The 15,659-nt window shown below is 64.7% G+C and carries 15 protein-coding genes; 4 read left to right on the top strand and 11 right to left on the bottom strand.

The window, feature by feature from the left end:
- Positions 1 to 46 precede the first annotated feature (46 nt).
- The 3 genes from ABE459_RS11275 to ABE459_RS11265 form a co-directional block, all read right to left on the bottom strand.
- The gene (locus ABE459_RS11275; RefSeq protein ID WP_323833537.1) at positions 47 to 877 is read right to left on the bottom strand and encodes an AraC family transcriptional regulator; all 831 of its coding nucleotides are present in this window, start codon (positions 875 to 877) and stop codon (positions 47 to 49) included.
- Between the two features lie 281 nt (positions 878 to 1,158).
- On the bottom strand, positions 1,159 to 1,773 hold the full coding sequence (locus ABE459_RS11270) for a LysE family translocator (protein ID WP_125464371.1): 615 nt from the start codon (positions 1,771 to 1,773) through the stop codon (positions 1,159 to 1,161).
- A gap of 34 nt (positions 1,774 to 1,807) precedes the next feature.
- Positions 1,808 to 2,728, bottom strand: coding sequence for a LysR family transcriptional regulator (locus ABE459_RS11265; protein WP_323833534.1), 921 nt, complete (start codon positions 2,726 to 2,728; stop codon positions 1,808 to 1,810).
- Positions 2,729 to 2,831: 103 nt separating this feature from the next.
- Between ABE459_RS11265 and nfsB the strand changes: the two genes are divergently transcribed.
- Positions 2,832 to 3,485, top strand: coding sequence for an oxygen-insensitive NAD(P)H nitroreductase (gene nfsB, locus ABE459_RS11260; RefSeq protein WP_110992841.1), 654 nt, complete (start codon positions 2,832 to 2,834; stop codon positions 3,483 to 3,485).
- A 465-nt stretch (positions 3,486 to 3,950) separates the two neighbouring features.
- Positions 3,951 to 4,319 carry a DUF1801 domain-containing protein gene (locus tag ABE459_RS11255; protein ID WP_323833532.1) on the top strand — a complete coding sequence of 123 codons (369 nt, stop codon included), beginning with the start codon at positions 3,951 to 3,953 and terminating at the stop codon, positions 4,317 to 4,319.
- A gap of 333 nt (positions 4,320 to 4,652) precedes the next feature.
- On the opposite strand, the gene ABE459_RS11250 is transcribed toward ABE459_RS11255, so the two are convergent.
- The 5 genes from ABE459_RS11250 to ABE459_RS11230 form a co-directional block, all read right to left on the bottom strand.
- Positions 4,653 to 5,162 carry a hypothetical protein gene (locus ABE459_RS11250; RefSeq protein ID WP_125464368.1) on the bottom strand — a complete coding sequence of 170 codons (510 nt, stop codon included), beginning with the start codon at positions 5,160 to 5,162 and terminating at the stop codon, positions 4,653 to 4,655.
- A gap of 476 nt (positions 5,163 to 5,638) precedes the next feature.
- On the bottom strand, positions 5,639 to 6,793 hold the full coding sequence (locus ABE459_RS11245) for an aminotransferase class V-fold PLP-dependent enzyme (RefSeq protein WP_346648028.1): 1,155 nt from the start codon (positions 6,791 to 6,793) through the stop codon (positions 5,639 to 5,641).
- A gap of 173 nt (positions 6,794 to 6,966) precedes the next feature.
- Complete coding sequence (locus ABE459_RS11240) at positions 6,967 to 7,446, bottom strand: DUF2269 domain-containing protein (protein ID WP_125464366.1); 480 nt, start codon at positions 7,444 to 7,446, stop codon at positions 6,967 to 6,969.
- 1 nt (position 7,447) lies between these two features.
- Positions 7,448 to 8,575 (bottom strand): saccharopine dehydrogenase NADP-binding domain-containing protein, encoded by a 1,128-nt coding sequence (locus tag ABE459_RS11235; RefSeq protein ID WP_323833527.1) that lies wholly within the window; start codon positions 8,573 to 8,575, stop codon positions 7,448 to 7,450.
- Positions 8,576 to 8,680: 105 nt separating this feature from the next.
- Complete coding sequence (locus tag ABE459_RS11230; protein WP_125464364.1) at positions 8,681 to 9,607, bottom strand: LysR family transcriptional regulator; 927 nt, start codon at positions 9,605 to 9,607, stop codon at positions 8,681 to 8,683.
- 138 nt (positions 9,608 to 9,745) lie between these two features.
- On the opposite strand from ABE459_RS11230, the gene ABE459_RS11225 reads away from it, so the two are divergent.
- Complete coding sequence (locus ABE459_RS11225; RefSeq protein WP_279845693.1) at positions 9,746 to 10,975, top strand: acyl-CoA dehydrogenase; 1,230 nt, start codon at positions 9,746 to 9,748, stop codon at positions 10,973 to 10,975.
- Positions 10,976 to 11,220: 245 nt separating this feature from the next.
- Here the strand turns inward: ABE459_RS11225 and ABE459_RS11220 are convergent, their stop codons facing one another.
- Both ABE459_RS11220 and ABE459_RS11215 read right to left on the bottom strand, forming a co-directional pair.
- Positions 11,221 to 12,633 carry a cytosine permease gene (locus ABE459_RS11220; protein ID WP_125464362.1) on the bottom strand — a complete coding sequence of 471 codons (1,413 nt, stop codon included), beginning with the start codon at positions 12,631 to 12,633 and terminating at the stop codon, positions 11,221 to 11,223.
- Positions 12,634 to 13,042: 409 nt separating this feature from the next.
- Positions 13,043 to 13,495, bottom strand: a complete 453-nt coding sequence (locus ABE459_RS11215) for an Lrp/AsnC family transcriptional regulator (RefSeq protein WP_258704479.1) — start codon at positions 13,493 to 13,495, stop codon at positions 13,043 to 13,045.
- A 113-nt stretch (positions 13,496 to 13,608) separates the two neighbouring features.
- Between ABE459_RS11215 and ABE459_RS11210 the strand changes: the two genes are divergently transcribed.
- Positions 13,609 to 14,223 carry a LysE family translocator gene (locus tag ABE459_RS11210; protein WP_323833522.1) on the top strand — a complete coding sequence of 205 codons (615 nt, stop codon included), beginning with the start codon at positions 13,609 to 13,611 and terminating at the stop codon, positions 14,221 to 14,223.
- A gap of 99 nt (positions 14,224 to 14,322) precedes the next feature.
- Here ABE459_RS11210 and alr read toward each other — a convergent pair whose 3' ends face one another.
- Positions 14,323 to 15,561, bottom strand: coding sequence for an alanine racemase (gene alr, locus ABE459_RS11205; protein ID WP_323833520.1), 1,239 nt, complete (start codon positions 15,559 to 15,561; stop codon positions 14,323 to 14,325).
- Between the last annotated feature and the right edge of the window lie 98 nt (positions 15,562 to 15,659).

Here is a 15,659-nt window from a genome sequence, read left to right as displayed (position 1 = left end):
CGAGGCTCCGGTTGATCGTGGCCTCATGTTCGCAACCGCCCTGGCTTCAGTCTGGAAGGTTTGAGCAGCGTTTGCGGTAGTCCGCCGGCGTGAGCCGGTAGGCGCGGCGGAACCAGCGGCCCAGGTGGCTCTGGTCGGCGAAACCGAGGGCCGTGGAGACCTCGGCCGGGCTCTGGCCACGGGCCAGCAGCTGCCGCGCCCGGGCCAGGCGCAGTTGGATCAGGTAGGCATGCGGGGCCAGGCCGTAGGCGGCCTTGAAGGCGCGAGTCAGGCGGAATCGATCGACGCCGCAGACCCGCGCCAGGTCGTCCAGGCCGATGTCCTGGTCGAGGTGCGCATGCAGGTAGTCGCGGGCCACTTGCGCGGTCAGCGGCAGGCGCGGGTCAGGGTCGAGGCGCCGGCGCCACTGCAGGTGGCCGGTGAGGCAGGCCAGCAGGTCGTCGATGGCGGTCTGGCGGACGATGCGCAGGTCCTGCTGGTGCAAGGCGTTGAATGCGCGGCTGGTGGCGCCGGCCAGCCGCGTATCGCAGTGCAGGGTGGCGGCGAAGCTGGGGAGGGCGTCGCTGGGCGCCTGCTCGAACAGCGTGCGCAGTTGGTTTTCCAGCCAGTGGCTGTCGAGGTACAGGGTGGAGTAGGTGAAGCCTTCGGCGGTGGGCGCCAGGCCGTCATGCAGGTCGCCGGGCTCGAGCAGGAACACTTGGCCAGGTGTGCTCTGGTGGCGCACCCGGCGGCAGTTGAACTGCTGTACGCCCTGTTCGGTGACGCCGACCAGGAAGCTGTCGTGCCAGTGCGGGTCGTAGGCGTGGCCGGTGAAATGGGCGCGGACCGACTCGATGCCAGTGTCGGCGTCCTGTTTGAGGTCGATCCAGTGGCTCATGGTGAGGGCCGATCAAGTTGCAGCCTGTTCAAGGTGTTTTGAATGTGCATTCAGTCTGAGCCTGTTGGGGCCGCTGCGCGCCCCTATCGCGACACAAGGCCGCTCCTACAGGTGATCGAGGTTCACTGTAGGAGCGGCCTTGTGTCGCGATAGGCCTGCGTAGCAGCCCCAGCGGGCATGAATCGGACGCGAATTCCGAACACCTGCAAAGGGCTGTGGTTAAGGAAAAATCGCACCATATCGCAGAACCGGCCCCAGGGTTTAGAACGATTGTGCAGCGCTTAACGCTGGGCGAATGCCAGGTTGATGCCCAGGCCTGCGAACGAGGCGGCAAAGCCCCGGCGCAGCCAGGCCTGCACTTTGGGCGAGTCGATCACCGCGCGACGGAACAGGTGGGCGAGCAGGCCATAGAGCACGAACACGACGAAGGTCATCAGCATGAACACCGCGCTCAGGCCGAGCATCTGCACCACGGCGGAGCCGGCGTGGGGGTCGATGAACTGCGGCAGGAAGGCGAGGAAGAACAGGGTCAGCTTGGGGTTGAGGATGTTCAGCAGGCAGGCCTTGAGCACCAGTTGAGTGGCAGCGGCCGGCGGGGCCTTTTCGTCCACGGCGAAGGCCGCGCGATCACGCCAGGTGGCATAGGCCAGGTACAGCAGATACGCCACCCCGGCGAACTTCAGCCCCTGGAAGGCCAGGGCGCTGGCGTGCAGCAGCGCCGACAGGCCGAGCACCGAGGCCAGCAGGTGGGGCACGATCCCCAGGGTGCAGCCCAGGGCAGTCCACAAACAGGCCCGGCGCCCGGCCACCAGGGCGCTGGAGACGGTAAGAATCACCCCGCTGCCGGGGATCAGCACGATGATCAGGGCGGTGAGCAGAAATTCCAGGCTCGGCATGGGTGACAGCTCCTTGCAGTCGGGGGAAGCGCCACTATACGCCGGGGCCGACCGGCTGCAATACACCCTCCGGGCGCAGCGTGGCGAAGCGCTCGCGCAGCCAGCCGTGCAGCTGCGCCACCGCGGGGGTGAGCTGCTTGCGGTGCGGGCACACCAGGGTGACCGGGGTCGGCTCGCCGGGGTGTTCGGGCAACAGGATCTCCAGGGCGCCGGCGGCGATGTCGGCGCTGACGTCCAGCCACGACTTGTAGACGATGCCTTCGCCTTCCAGGGCCCAGCGCCGCACCACGTCGGCGTCGTCGCTGAACAGTGGCCCGCGCACCTGCACGGTGCGGTTGCCGAGGCGCCATTTGTCGTACACCCGGCTCTGTTGCGAGTACAAAAGGCAGTCGTGCTGTTGCAGTGCTTCGGGTGTCTGCGGCCGGCCGTGGCGGGCCAGGTAGGCGGGGGCGGCCACCACCACCCGGCGGTTCCACGGCGCCAGGGGCAGGGCGATGTAGTTGGCGTCTTCGTTAAGGCCGTAGCGGATGGCGACGTCCACCGGGTCGCGGTAGAAGTCGGCCATCTGGTCGGAGAGCAGGAAGCGCAGGCTCAAGCCCGGATGCTCGCGGCGAAACGCACTGAGCCAGGGCCGCAGCAGGTTGCGCCCCAGGTCCGAGGGTGCGGCCACTTGCAGCACGCCACGCAGGCTGCTGTGGTTGCCGTGCAGGTCTTCGCGGCCCTGGCGCAGGGTGTCGAGCACCCGTTGGGCGGTGGGCAGGTACAGCTCGCCCTCGGCGGTGAGGCGCAGGCTGCGGGTGGTGCGGGCGAACAGGCGCACATCGAGCTCGCGCTCCAGGCGCTTGATCGCCGCCGCCACCTGGCCGGGCAGCAGGTCGGCCTCGTGGGCGGCGGCGGTGAAGCTGCCCAGGGCGCTGGCACGGGCGAACAGTTCCAGGTCGGTGATGCGCAGCATTTTCACTCCAGGGATGAAAGTGTTGCTGCATTGTGCTGGTTTTTCTTTGCAGCCGGGAAGATAAGATGCGCCTCAATCCCGATCATCCAAGGAGTCACCGTTGATGGACACCGTTGCCCTGGCCAAGCGCCGCTACACCACCAAAGCCTACGACGCCAGCCGTCGCATCCCCCAGGCCACCATCGATGCGCTGCTCGAGCAATTGCGCCACAGCCCGTCCTCGGTCAACTCGCAGCCTTGGCACTTCATCGTTGCCGACACCGATGAAGGCAAGGCGCGCCTGGCCAAGAGCACCGAGGTGGGCTTTGCCTACAACACGCCGAAGATCCTCAATGCCTCCCATGTGATCGTGTTCGCTACGCGCACCGACATGACCGAGGCGCACCTGCAGGCGGTGCTGGAGCAGGAAGGCAAGGACGGGCGTTTCCGCAGCGACGAGGCCAAGGCCGGGCAGGACCAGAGCCGCCGCTTCTATGTCAACCTGCACCGCCACGACAACAAGGACCTGCAGCACTGGATGGAGAAGCAGACCTACCTGGCCCTGGGCACCGCGCTGCTGGGCGCCGCCGCCTACGGGCTGGACGCCACGCCGATCGAAGGGTTCGATCCGAAGGTGATGGATGCCGAGCTGGGCCTGCGCGAACGTGGCTTTACCAGCGTGGTGGTGTTGAGCTTGGGCTACCACAGCGAGGAAGACTTCAATGCCGGGCTGGGCAAGTCGCGTCTGCCAGCGGCCGAGGTGTTCACTTTCCTCTGAAGTAGAGGCGCCGCCGTGCGGCGCTTTCGCCGGCAAGCCGGCTCCCACGGGTACAACATCAGCCTTCAGGGCCGCGCGGTCGTTGTGGGGGCCGGCCTGCCGGCGAATGGGCCGCATCGCGGCCCCAGTGACGCCTATTCGCTCGTCCTGTTCATTCCCCCTCCATATCTCGATCAACGCCTTGGCCAGGGCGCTGAAGGCGTCCGGGTCGCAGACGCCTGGGCCTAATGCGATGACCCGGTGAAGCCATCCCTGAGGTTTTTCCCCGACAATGCAGCAACTTCCAGCATGCGCGTGGGATCGTTTCTAGGCTGGCCAGGCTGAAGCAATTAGTTTCAAACTCGGACATGTCTTACGGATGCGGGGCGTTCACAGGCAAGACGGTTCTGAAAAAGTGCGGCTGCGGGCCGAAAGAATTGCAGGGTATGGTAAATACTCATGCCCTCACTGTTGGAGGATCTTTCCTTGTCCAACCCCACCGCCTCGCAGCTGATCGATGCCCGTATTGCCGCCTTGACCGACTGGCGAGGCCACCGCCTTGCGCAAGTGCGCGCCTTGATCCGTCGGGCCGACCCGATCGTGCGCGAGGAAGTGAAATGGCGCGGCACGCCCGTCTGGTTCCATGCCGGTGTCCTCTGTACCGGCGAATGCTACAAGGACAAGCTGAAGCTGACATTCCTCAAAGGCACGGAACTTGCGGACCCGGCTGGATTGTTCAATGCCAGTTTCGAAGGCGGCACGCGACGCGCCATCGATCTGTTCGAAGGCGACCGCCTCAATGAGCGGGCGTTCATGGCGCTGATTCGGGCAGCGGTGTTATTCAATCTGGGCTGAATATTCACGCCGTCTCGGGTGTACAGCGGATCAATGAACAGTGTTCTGGCAATACGTCTGGGCAGGAGGTGGCTAAATCTGCTTCCTGCCCAGCGCTATTTAAATTGAAGTTCTCACCATGCAGTATCGGTAGCCATAGAGCAGCCTAGGCTTTGTACGAAAAGTGCCTGCGCGACGATCATGCTGCGTTGAAAACAGGCTAGTGCGCCAGCCCGGTCGAAAATGCTCATTTACAACACGTAAATTCGAACGCGACCCCGGCCGTTTCTCGCCTGTTTTCGCCTTGCCTGTTCTCCGCTCGGCGACTTTTCGTACAAGCCCTAGTCCAGGCACTTAAAACATGAAATGACCTTCAGAAAGCTTGAATGTCAACATCTCGCCAGGGGAGGGGTTCTTCCCCCATTCCGCCATCAGGTCCTTGTTCTGGATCTTACTGAACTCGAGTTTGAAGGCGACCTCAATCATATAGATCTCAAGGTTTCCGGCGTTGTGACGAAACCCGACGTTCCCTGTTACTTCTTTGGCTGGTAAGCCTTCATAAATGATACCCATGGCCACATCGCCAGCTGGCAAACTGGTCACAGGGTAGACGTTGTCTTTGCTATCTTTGCGAATGGATACGACGACGCGATCAAGGGGTGCGTCAAGAATGGCAACCGCCTGGACATAGTCCTTTAAGCTCTCACTGTCTTTCAGGTAGACGCTTACTGGTTTGAGGGTCACCATTCGCCCTGATGGCCAGATCATCTTGCCTTTGAATATTGCGCTTGCGCTGCTTTTTTGCGCTACCCCACCATACTCCGGGTTTTCCCGGATCAGGGTCTCCAAATCTGTCTTTGACATGTTGCACGCTCCGCTTGCAAGGGGATGTCGATACAGCTGCCGACAGGTTATGAGGCCCTCAAAACCCACGTCTACTGGCATTTTTATCAGGTCTTGGACAGCGCCTGTCTCGATAATCGCCGCATTGCACCAGGCAGACGATCAACGCCGTGTTCAGGTACATCGCCGCGAACTGGCTGAAAATCGGCCACCCGGGCTCGAGGAACTGCGGCAGGAAGGCGCAGAAGAACACCAGGGTCTTGGGGGGCTGGCCAGCACCAGCAACGCGCCGACCCCCATGGCTACGCAGCTGAACGGAAGCAGCTGCGTGGTGAGGTTGCCGAGTAGGCAGGCCTGCGAGAAGGTCAGCCAGAGGGGCAGCGCCATGGGGCACGTCCTGTGCGGGGCAACGGTGTCGCGATGCCAGTTGGGCGCAGACCGCCGGCGGTGGCTGCGTGTGCCTGTTCGCCGGCTTGCCGGCGAACCGCGCTCACTGATTACCAGAGTGTCGCAGCGGCCGCCCCAATCACCCGCCCGAACACCGCGATCGCCTGGTCCACCTCAGCCTCGCTGCTGTAGCGGCCGATACTCAGGCGCACACTGTTGCGCGCCCGGCGCTCATCCAGTCCGAGGGCCAGCAGCACATGGGAGGCCACATTGCTCGCCGAGTTGCACGCCGAAGTAGTGGACAGCGCAAGTTCGTTGGCCAGCAGGCGGCTGTTGAAGCCGCTGGCGTCGATACACAGGTTGAGGGTATGGGGAATGCGTTGTACGGCGCAGCCATTGAGCGACACGCCCGGCAGCGCCAGCAGGCCGTCGCGCAGGCGCCGGGCCAGTTGCTCAAGGCGCTGGTGCTCGCTGTCCCCTGGCTGCCCGGCCAGGGCGAAGGCGCTGCCCATGCCGACGATCTGGTGGGTGGCCAGGGTGCCGGAGCGCAGCCCGCGCTCATGGCCACCGCCATGCATCTGCGCGCGCAGGCCATTGCGGGCGCGGGGGCCGACATAAAGCGCGCCGATGCCCTTGGGGCCATACACCTTGTGCGCCGAGAACGACATCAGGTCTACCGCTTGGTTGGCCAGGTCGATCAGCACCTTGCCCACCGCCTGGGCCGCGTCCACATGCAGCAGGGCGCCGTGTTCGCGTACCCGCGCGCCGATGGCGGCGAAGTCGGTGACGGTGCCCAGTTCGTTGTTCACCGCCATCAGCGACACCAGCCGGGTGTCCGCCCGCAGCGCTGCCTGCACGGCGTCGGGCTGGATCAGGCCCTGGGCGTCAGGTGCCAGGCGGGTTACCGCCCAGCCCTGGCGTTCCAGCTCGGCCGCGGTGTCGAGCACGGCTTTGTGCTCCAACTGGCTGGTGATCAGGTGCCCGGGCTGTGGGTAGCTTTGGGCGACGCCCTTGAGGGCAAGGTTGTTGGATTCGGTGGCGCCCGAGGTCCACACCAGGTCGTCGGGCTGTGCGCCGACCCGTTCGGCCACCTGGCGGCGGGCCTGCTCGACCACTTCGCGGGCGGCCTGGCCGAAGCTGTGGCCGCTGGAGGCGGGGTTGCCGAAGTTGGCGGCACGGCCCAGGCAACCAAGCATGGCCTCGATGACCCGGTCATCGACAGGGGTGGTGGCGGCGTAATCGAAATAGAGGGGGGCGTTGTGCATAGCGAGGGCTTGTCCGTGCGGGACGCCGCCAGTCGGCATCCATGTACGGCATGTTACGAGGCCCGATGAGTAAAGGTTTTTCCTATTGCTCGCCCGCTAGGTTGTTTCGGAATAATTCCTTCTGTGATGCGCGAGGTTATGAGAAAAAAATTCTCCTCTTGCTGCCTTTCAAGTCACAGCCATTGCCACGGTGCCTGTTTTTTCACCATTAGCAGTACCATCAGGAACATCCCGGCGAATCCGATCACACCCATCCACATCCAGTAACGGTAGAGCCGGTGATAGCGCGGGCAAAGCGGGGAGTGCGCCTCGGCGGCCTGGGCGGCGAGGGCCTGCAGGCGGGTTTGCAACAACAGCACCGGCAGCCACAGCGCACCCACACCGAAGAAGATCGCCAGCGCGGCGCGCAGCCAGTCCATCGACCAGTCCATGCCTGCCATGCGCACCATGGCGTAGCCGGTCAGCAGTTGCAGGACACCGGCCGGGGTGGTGATCCAGGCGTCAAAGCGCACCACCATCCTAGCCACGGCGGCGATCACCCGCGCATCGCCTGTGCGGTGGGCGGCGATCAGGTACAGGTAGGAGCCCATGCCGAAGCCGAACAGGAACACGGCGGCGATCACATGCAGGTATTTCAGCAGCAAGTAATCCATCTCAGTCGCGCCCCTGCTGGAAACTGACGCTGTAGCGGATCTTGTCCGGCGCGTCGATGGCTGCCAGGTACTGCGCAACGCTGATCTCGCCCACGCAGGGGCGGGCACCTGCTGCTGGTTGATAGCCTTCGGTCAGCCTGGCCATCAGCGCGACTGCGGCGCAGCTGGGGATCTCGGGGCCTTTGTCATTGGTTGCGCTGACCTGGGCACGCAGGCGCAGGGGCTGGCCATTTTCGTCCAGGCCGCGCACGTCCAGGTACATCGCGCTCTTGCCATCGCCCCAGCGTTCGAAACGCAGGCCCAGCCGATGCAGGCGCCGCGCCCAGGGCAATGGGTCGCGTACCAGCCCGCACTTCACCAGCAGCGCCAGTGCCGCGTTGGCCAGGCCGCCGGCCATCAGCCCGGCACCGGCCTTGAACGCCAGGGTGCGCGCGCCGTAACGGCTGGCGAAGATGTCCATGTCCGGCACGTCGACATTGCTCAGCAAGCGCCAGCCCAGGCCTGGCAGGTGGCGCAGCTGCAGGCCGAGCCAGCCGTCGACCTCGCAGGGCTGGCCATCGCGCCACTGGCGGATCGGCCGCCCGGCATAGGCGAGCACGCCTTCGATGGTGGACAAGCCGGGCATCTTGGCAGAGGAGGAAATGCCGTGCTCGATCGACTCGATGTGGCTGAAGCGCTGGCGTTGTTCGTCGAGGATCGCCGACGACAGGCTGGGCACCGAGCTGCAGCCACTGAGCAGCGCCACACCCGCCTGGCGGGCGCGGGCGTCGAGCTGGGCGATGTCGTTGACGAACAGCCGGCAGTCGGCCAGGTCGCAATAGCTGGCGCCGGCCTCGATGCAGGCCTCGGCGACGCGGTAAGGCTGGCCCTGGAATGGCCCGCCGGTGTGGATCACCCAGTCGATGCCCAGTTCGCGCAGGGCCTCGGCGAAACCGGGGGCCATGGCATCACCGCACCAGCTACCGTGCAGCGATGCGCCAGTACTGCTCAGCTGTGCGCCGAGCTGGGCGAGCTGCCGGGCGTTGCGCCCGGCGATGACCAGTTGCACGTCCGGCATCTGGTTCAAGTGGCGGCTGATGATGCGCCCGAAGTTGCCGTAGGCGCCGATCACCAGGGTCCTGATAGCCATGCTGCGTTCCTTGTGCCGTGAATCTGGAATGCCCGGGGCAGGGCGGCGCAAGGTTTACCGAAAGGTCGGGGCATTGCAAGCGCGGCGGGGCCGTTGCCGCAGTGCTCAGGCGTTTTCCAGCGCCTTCTGCTCCTGGCTGGCGACCCGCTCGCACAGCTCGATGATCTGCTCGCGCATCCAACGGTTGGCCGGGTCCTGGTCGGTGCTTTCGTGCCAGTACAGGTGGGTTTCCAGGGCCGGCACTTCCACCGGCAGCGGCTGGTGGCGCAACTGGTGACGGCGGGCGAAGCGCTCGGGCACGGTCATGACCATGTCGGTCTGCTGCAGCACCTGCGAAGCCATCAGGTAGTGTTGCGAACGCAGTGCCACGCGGCGCTGCACGCCCATCTTGCCCAGGGCCAGGTCAACGTAGCCCAGGCCGTTGCGGCGGCTGGAAATATGGATGTGGGTCATGCCCAGGTAACTGTCGAGGGTCAGCGCGCTGTCGGCCAGCGGGTGGCCGGGGCGCATGGCGCAGACGTAGCGGTCCTGCATCAGCTTGACGTGGCGCACCTGCGGGTCGGTGTTCAGCGGTGCGTCGACGGCGAAGTCAAGGCGCCCGGCGGCCAGCTCCTTGGTGGTTTCGCGGCGCTTGCACGGGAAACTCTCGATCACCAGCGCCGGGGCCAGGCGGCGCAGGCGCTGGAACAGCGGTGGCAAGATCACCGCCTCGGTGAGGTCGGTCATGCTGATGCGGAAGGTCTTGCTGGCCTGCAGCGGGTTGAAGATGCGGCTCTCTTGCACCGAGGTGCGCAGCAGCGATAGGGCGTTGCGCACCGGGCCGATGATGTTCTGCGCCATGGGCGTGGGCACCATGCCCTGGGCGGTGCGCACGAACAGCGGGTCGTTGAAGGTCTCGCGCAGGCGCGACAGGGCGTTGGACACCGCCGGCTGGGTGATGCCGACAATCTGCCCGGCGCGGGTCAGGTTGGCTTCGGTGTAGATGGCGTCGAAGACGATGAACAGGTTGAGGTCGACCTTGCTGAGGTTCATGGCGCCGCTCTTCATTGGAATTATCAGCCGATCATATATCGGTTATGAATGTTAATACACAGTGAAAATAGACTAGGTGGATGAAGGGTGGCTGTTCTAGGCTGCGTCCATGTTCTTCATTGACTGAAGGTAGCCCCGATGGATTTCGCCTATTCGCCCAAGGTCCAGGCACTGCGCGAGCGTGTCAGCGCATTCATGGACGCCTATGTGTACCCGGCCGAGCCGGTGTTCGAGCGCCAGGTTGCCGAAGGCGACCGCTGGCAGCCCACCGCGATCATGGAGGAACTCAAGGCCAAGGCCCGCGCCGAGGGCCTGTGGAACCTGTTCCTGCCCGAGTCGGAATACGGCGCGGGGCTGACCAACCTCGAATACGCGCCGCTGGCCGAGATCATGGGCCGCTCGTTGCTGGGGCCGGAGCCGTTCAACTGCTCGGCGCCGGACACCGGCAACATGGAAGTGCTGGTGCGCTACGCCAGCGAGGCGCAGAAGCGCCAGTGGCTGGAGCCGCTGCTGCGCGGCGAGATCCGCTCGGCGTTTGCCATGACCGAGCCGGACGTGGCCTCGTCGGATGCCACCAACATGGCCGCCACTGCCGTGCGCGACGGTGACGAGTGGGTGATCAACGGCCGCAAGTGGTGGACTTCCGGCGCCTGCGACCCGCGCTGCAAGGTGATGATCTTCATGGGCCTGTCCAACCCCGACGGCCCGCGCCATCAGCAGCACTCGATGATCCTGGTGCCCACGGACGCGCCGGGGGTGAAGATCGTCCGCCCGCTGCCGGTGTTCGGCTACGACGACGCGCCCCACGGCCACGCCGAGGTGCTGTTCGAGAATGTGCGCGTGCCCTATGACAACGTGCTGCTCGGCGAGGGTCGTGGCTTCGAGATCGCCCAGGGCCGCCTTGGCCCAGGCCGTATCCACCACTGCATGCGTTCGATCGGCATGGCCGAGCGCGCCCTGGAACTGATGTGCAAGCGCTCGGTCGAGCGCACCGCCTTTGGCAAGCCACTGGCGCGGCTGGGCGGCAACATCGACAAGATCGCCGACTCGCGGATGGAGATCGACATGGCCCGGCTGCTGACGCTCAAGGCCGCGTACATGATGGACACCGTGGGCAACAAGGTGGCGCGCAGCGAGATCGCGCAGATCAAGGTGGTGGCGCCGAACGTGGCGTTGAAGGTGATCGACCGGGCGATCCAGATTCATGGTGGCGCGGGGGTCAGTGGCGACTTCCCGCTGGCCTACATGTATGCGATGCAGCGCACCCTGCGCCTGGCCGATGGGCCGGATGAAGTGCACCGGGCGGCGATTGGCAAGTATGAGATTGGCAAGTATGTGCCGAAGGAAATGCTGCGTAGTGGGCATTGAGTCTGTGCTGGCAGACCCCGGGGCCGCTGCGCGGCCCTTCGCGGGTAAACCCGCTCCCACACAATGGACTTGCACGTCCTCTGTAGGAGCGGCCTTGTGCCGCGAAAAGGCCGCAAAGCGGCCCCAGCGTTACCACATAGATTGCCGGGGCTGCTGCGCAGCCCTTTCGCGGCACAAGGCCGCTCCTACAAAGTCAGTTGCTCCTTCATGTGTGGGAGCGGGCTTGCCCCGCGATGTCCACTGGCTCAGACGGCAGCCGCCATCTTCGCACTCACCTGGCGACGACGATATGCGCTGTCGCGGCTGGCCAGCCACCAGTACAGCGGCGTGGTCACCGCCAGGCCCACCAGCCAGGACAGGTCGGCGCCGTTGATGTAGGCGGACACCTGGCCGACATACAGCGGGGTGTTCATGAACGGGATCTGCACCACGATGCCAATGGCGTAGGCCAGCAGCGCTTGCGGGTTATAGCGGCCGTAGATGCCACCATCGACCTTGAAGATCGACTGGATGTCGTAGTCGCCTTTATGGATGACATAGAAGTCGATCAGGTTGATCGCGGTCCACGGCACCAGCACCACCAGCAGCACCAGCACCATGTCGACGAAGTGGCCGATGAAGTCCGCCGAGGCGAACACCGCCACCACGCAGCAGGCGGCCAGCACCAGCAGCGACAGCACGGCGCGGCTCTTGGCGGTGGGGATCCAGCGGTGGGCGAAGGTCTGCACCAGGGTGATGATCGACAGCACCGCGCCATACAGGTTGAGGGCGTTGTGGCTGATCACGCTGAGCAGGAACAACACCAGCATCACCGGGCCGAGGGTGCCGGTGGCGAGCTTGACGGCGTCCATGGTGTCCATGCCCGCAGGGATCGCCAGCACGGCGACGGCGCCGAAGATGAACGACAGGCTCGAGCCCAGCGCCGAACCCAGGTAAGTGGTCCAGAAGGTCGACGACACTTTCACATCGGCCGGCAGGTAGCGCGAGTAGTCCGACACGTAGGGGGCGAAGGCGATCTGCCACAGCGCCGCCAGCGACACGGTGGCCAGCCAGCCGGCCAGGTTGAAGCCGCCGCGGGTGAGGAAGTCATCGCTCTGCACATGGCTGAAGATGTAGCCGAAACCGACCACGATGCCGATGCCCAGTACCCAGGTGCCGATGCGGTTGAGCACGTGGATGAAGCGGTAGCCGATGATGCCGATGATGCCCGAGCCCAGCGCGCCGACGACGATGCCCACCGGTACCGGCACGCTGTCGACCACGCCGTGCAGCGACTTGCCGGCCAGGACGATGTTGGAGGCGAAGAAGCCGATGTACATCACCCCGGCGATCACCACCACCAGCAGCGCGCCGAGCGAGCCGAACTGGGCACGGCTCTGGATCATCTGCGGGATGCCCATCTGCGGGCCCTGGGCCGAATGCAGCGCCATCAGCACGCCGCCAAGCAGGTGGCCGACCAGGATGGCGACGATGCCCCATACCAGGTTGAGGTGGAACAGCTGCACGCCCAAGGCGCCGGTGACGATCGGCAGCGGCGCGATGTTGCCGCCGAACCACAGTGTGAACAGATCCCTTACCTTTCCATGGCGGTCTTGCGGCGGCACGTAGCCGATCGTGTGTTTCTCGATGAGGGGTGCCGAATTGGCTGCACTGGTCATGAATGACTCCAAGGCAAGGAGGGCGCAACCGAAGTTGCCGGGCGCGTGCCGACAAGGGGCGACGCGTTCTTGTTGGAGCGATGATGGCGGCGGGGCAGGCAAGGGGAAATTAGTAAATTTGTGCTCATGAACCTTAAAAAAGCTAAGGCTGGCAAAAGGTTAAGCGGGGGACGGTAGCAAGGTGGGTGCCAAGTGGCGGGAGGCGGCGGGAGGCGGCGCGATAGGGTTGGTGACTGAGGCCGGCATGGCCGTTGTTGGTGCGGCATGCACATGAATGGAGCATGGATTTTGAGGGGCAATGCCGGCCTCTTCGCGGGTAAACCCGCTCCCACAGTGATGGCGGTGTACCTGTGGGAGCGGCGGTTTACCCGCGAAGAGGCCGCTACAGGCAACCGAAAAACCGAAATGCCTACATCGGCAAAAACCGATCCTGAATCACCTCTTTCATCACCAACGTCGAGCTCAACCGCTTCACATTGGGAATGCTGGTCAGCTGCTCGTCATACAGCTTCTGGAACGCCGGCAGGTCCTTGGCCACCACATGCAGCAGGTAATCCGGGTCGCCAAACAGCCGCTGCGCCTCGACGATCTGCGGTATCTGCGAAACCGCCGCTTCGAAGTCCGCCACCGGCTGGCGGGTAACCTCGCGCAGGGTGACGAACACCAGCGCGGCGAAGTTCAGGCCCAGGGCGCTGGGGGCCAGGCGGGCGTGGTAGCCGAGGATGGCGCCGGACTCTTCCAGCGCCTTGAGCCGGCGGTGGCAGGGCGACAGGCTCAAGCCCACGCGTTCGGCCAGTTCGGTTACCGACAGGCGCCCGTCTTTTTGCAGTTCGGCAAGGATTTTTCGATCGGTTCGGTCCATGAGGGAAGAATCTTCCAGGTTGGTGGCTAAGATGGGGAATATACGAAAGAAAATCCCCGGGCGATATCCGTAATCTTGCTTTCAACGAAACCCCTGTGGAAGGAAGATTCAAAGTGACCATGAGTGTATTGGCGGCGTTCTGGGCCGTGTCCTTGCTGTTCGTGATCACTCCCGGTGCCGACTGGGCCTATGCCATTTCTGCCGGGATGCGTGGGCGCTGGGTGATGCCGGCGGTGGCGGGGATGCTCTCGGGGCATTTTCTGGTGACGCTGGTCGTCGCGGCCGGGGTCGGTAGCCTTATCGCCGGGCACCCGCTGGCGCTGACCCTGCTGACCCTGGCGGGCTGCGTTTACCTGCTGTGGCTGGGCGGCAACCTGCTGCTGCGCCCGGCGGTGCCCGAGGTCGGGGAGGGTCGCGTGACGGATTCCGGGTCGCGCTGGGCGTTCAAGGGTTTTTGCGTGAGCGGCCTCAACCCCAAGGTGTTCCTGCTGTTCCTGGCGCTGTTGCCGCAGTTCACCGACCCGCAGGCGAGCTGGCCGGTGTGGTTGCAGATCCTGCTGCTGGGGCTGGTACACCTGGCCAGTTCGCTGGTGGTGTACCTGATGGTGGGGTATGGCGCCAAGGCGGTGCTGCGGACCCGGCCGGCGGCGGCGCAGGTGGTCGGGCGGGTGTCGGGGATGGTAATGATCGTGATCGCGCTGGGGTTGATTGCGGGGCAGGTGCGCTGAACGCAAGGCGGTAGCACTTGCAGTGCTTGCCAGGTCGAGCGCCGCCCGCGCGGCGTTCGATCTGACAGTCACTGCAGCATCAGGCGATGCTACGCGCCATCACTTGGCTTTCAACACCTTCGGGTTCGAGTTGCCCCAAACCGTGTAGAGGTCGGCCAGCAACGCCCCATTGATGGTCTCAAGTTCTGCCTGGGTGATCTCGTCAGCCCCTTGCTTGCCGTACAGCACCACTTCATCGCCCGCCTTGACCCCCGGAATGTCGGTGACGTCGACCATCAGGGTATTCATGGTGACCTTGCCAATTACCGGCGCGCGCTTGCCATTGACCAGCACCGAAGCCTTGTTGGAGAAAGCCCGACGATAGCCGTCCGAGTAGCCTGCGGGAATGTTGGCCACCCGCGAGTCACGGCTCAGGGTGTAGGTGTGGTCGTAGCTGATGCCACTGCCGGCCGGGTAGCTGTTGACCGCTGCCACCTGCGACTTGAATTGCATGACACGCTCGAACTCCTCGTGGCCGCCCACGGGGTAGCCGTACAGCGCCGCGCCCGGGCGCACCATGTCCAACCAGCCTTCAGGCACCTCCAGGGTGGTGAAGGTGTTGGCGCAGTGCAGCAGCAGTTTGCTGCGATCGAGCTTGGCCTGGCGGATCAGCAGCGCCGACTGTTCCTTGAATCGGGCAAGGCCCTTGAGCACATCCTCACGTTCCTCCACTGGGAAGTGGGTCATGATGCCGACCACCTCCAGATGCCCGAGGGTAGCCATGGCAATGGCATCCTTGAGCCCTTGGGGCGTACCCATTTCCACGCCGTTGCGGCCCATGCCGGCGGAGTTGAGTGCCAGGTGCACCTTCAGCCGCTGGCCGCTGCGCTTGGCCAGGGCATCCAGTTGCTGCGCCACCTCCAGGTTGCCGACCAACTCGTCCATGGCATAGGGCAGCGCATCCTGCACCTCGCCCAGGCTGGCGATGCGCAGGCGCATGAGCCGCCCCTTGAAGCCTTTTTCGCGGACCACGCGCGCCTCTTCGTTGCTGGTAACGCCAATGCAGCTGACGCCCATGCGCATGGCTGCCGGCACCAGCAGCGCAATTCCGTTGCCATAGGCGTCGGCCTTCATGACGGCGCAGACCTGGCTTTTGCCGGCGACCAGTTTCTGGATACGCGCGATGTTGTGCTCGAAGGCAAGCTGGTCGATTTCCAGCCATGCGTTGCTGTGTGCCAGGGTCGCGGCAGCGGGGGCGTCACTGCGGCCGGTGTCGAGCAAGGGGGCGGCGAGGGTGAAACTTGCGCCACTGGCGAGCAGCAGGGCGATGGCGATGCGGCTAAGGGCGTGTCGGGTCATGTCGGGGTTTCCGTTCTTGTTGGTAGGGCGGGCTGGCGGCGCCCTCGGCACCGCAACCCGCCCTCGGAAGTGTCCCGGATAGACCGCAATGAAACCTG

The sequence above is a fragment of the Pseudomonas sp. TWI923 genome, assembly GCF_039673365.1.
GTDB lineage: Bacteria > Pseudomonadota > Gammaproteobacteria > Pseudomonadales > Pseudomonadaceae > Aquipseudomonas > Aquipseudomonas sichuanensis.
Note: the sequence above shows the minus strand (reverse complement) of the source record. Positions and strands in the feature narration are given on the sequence as shown.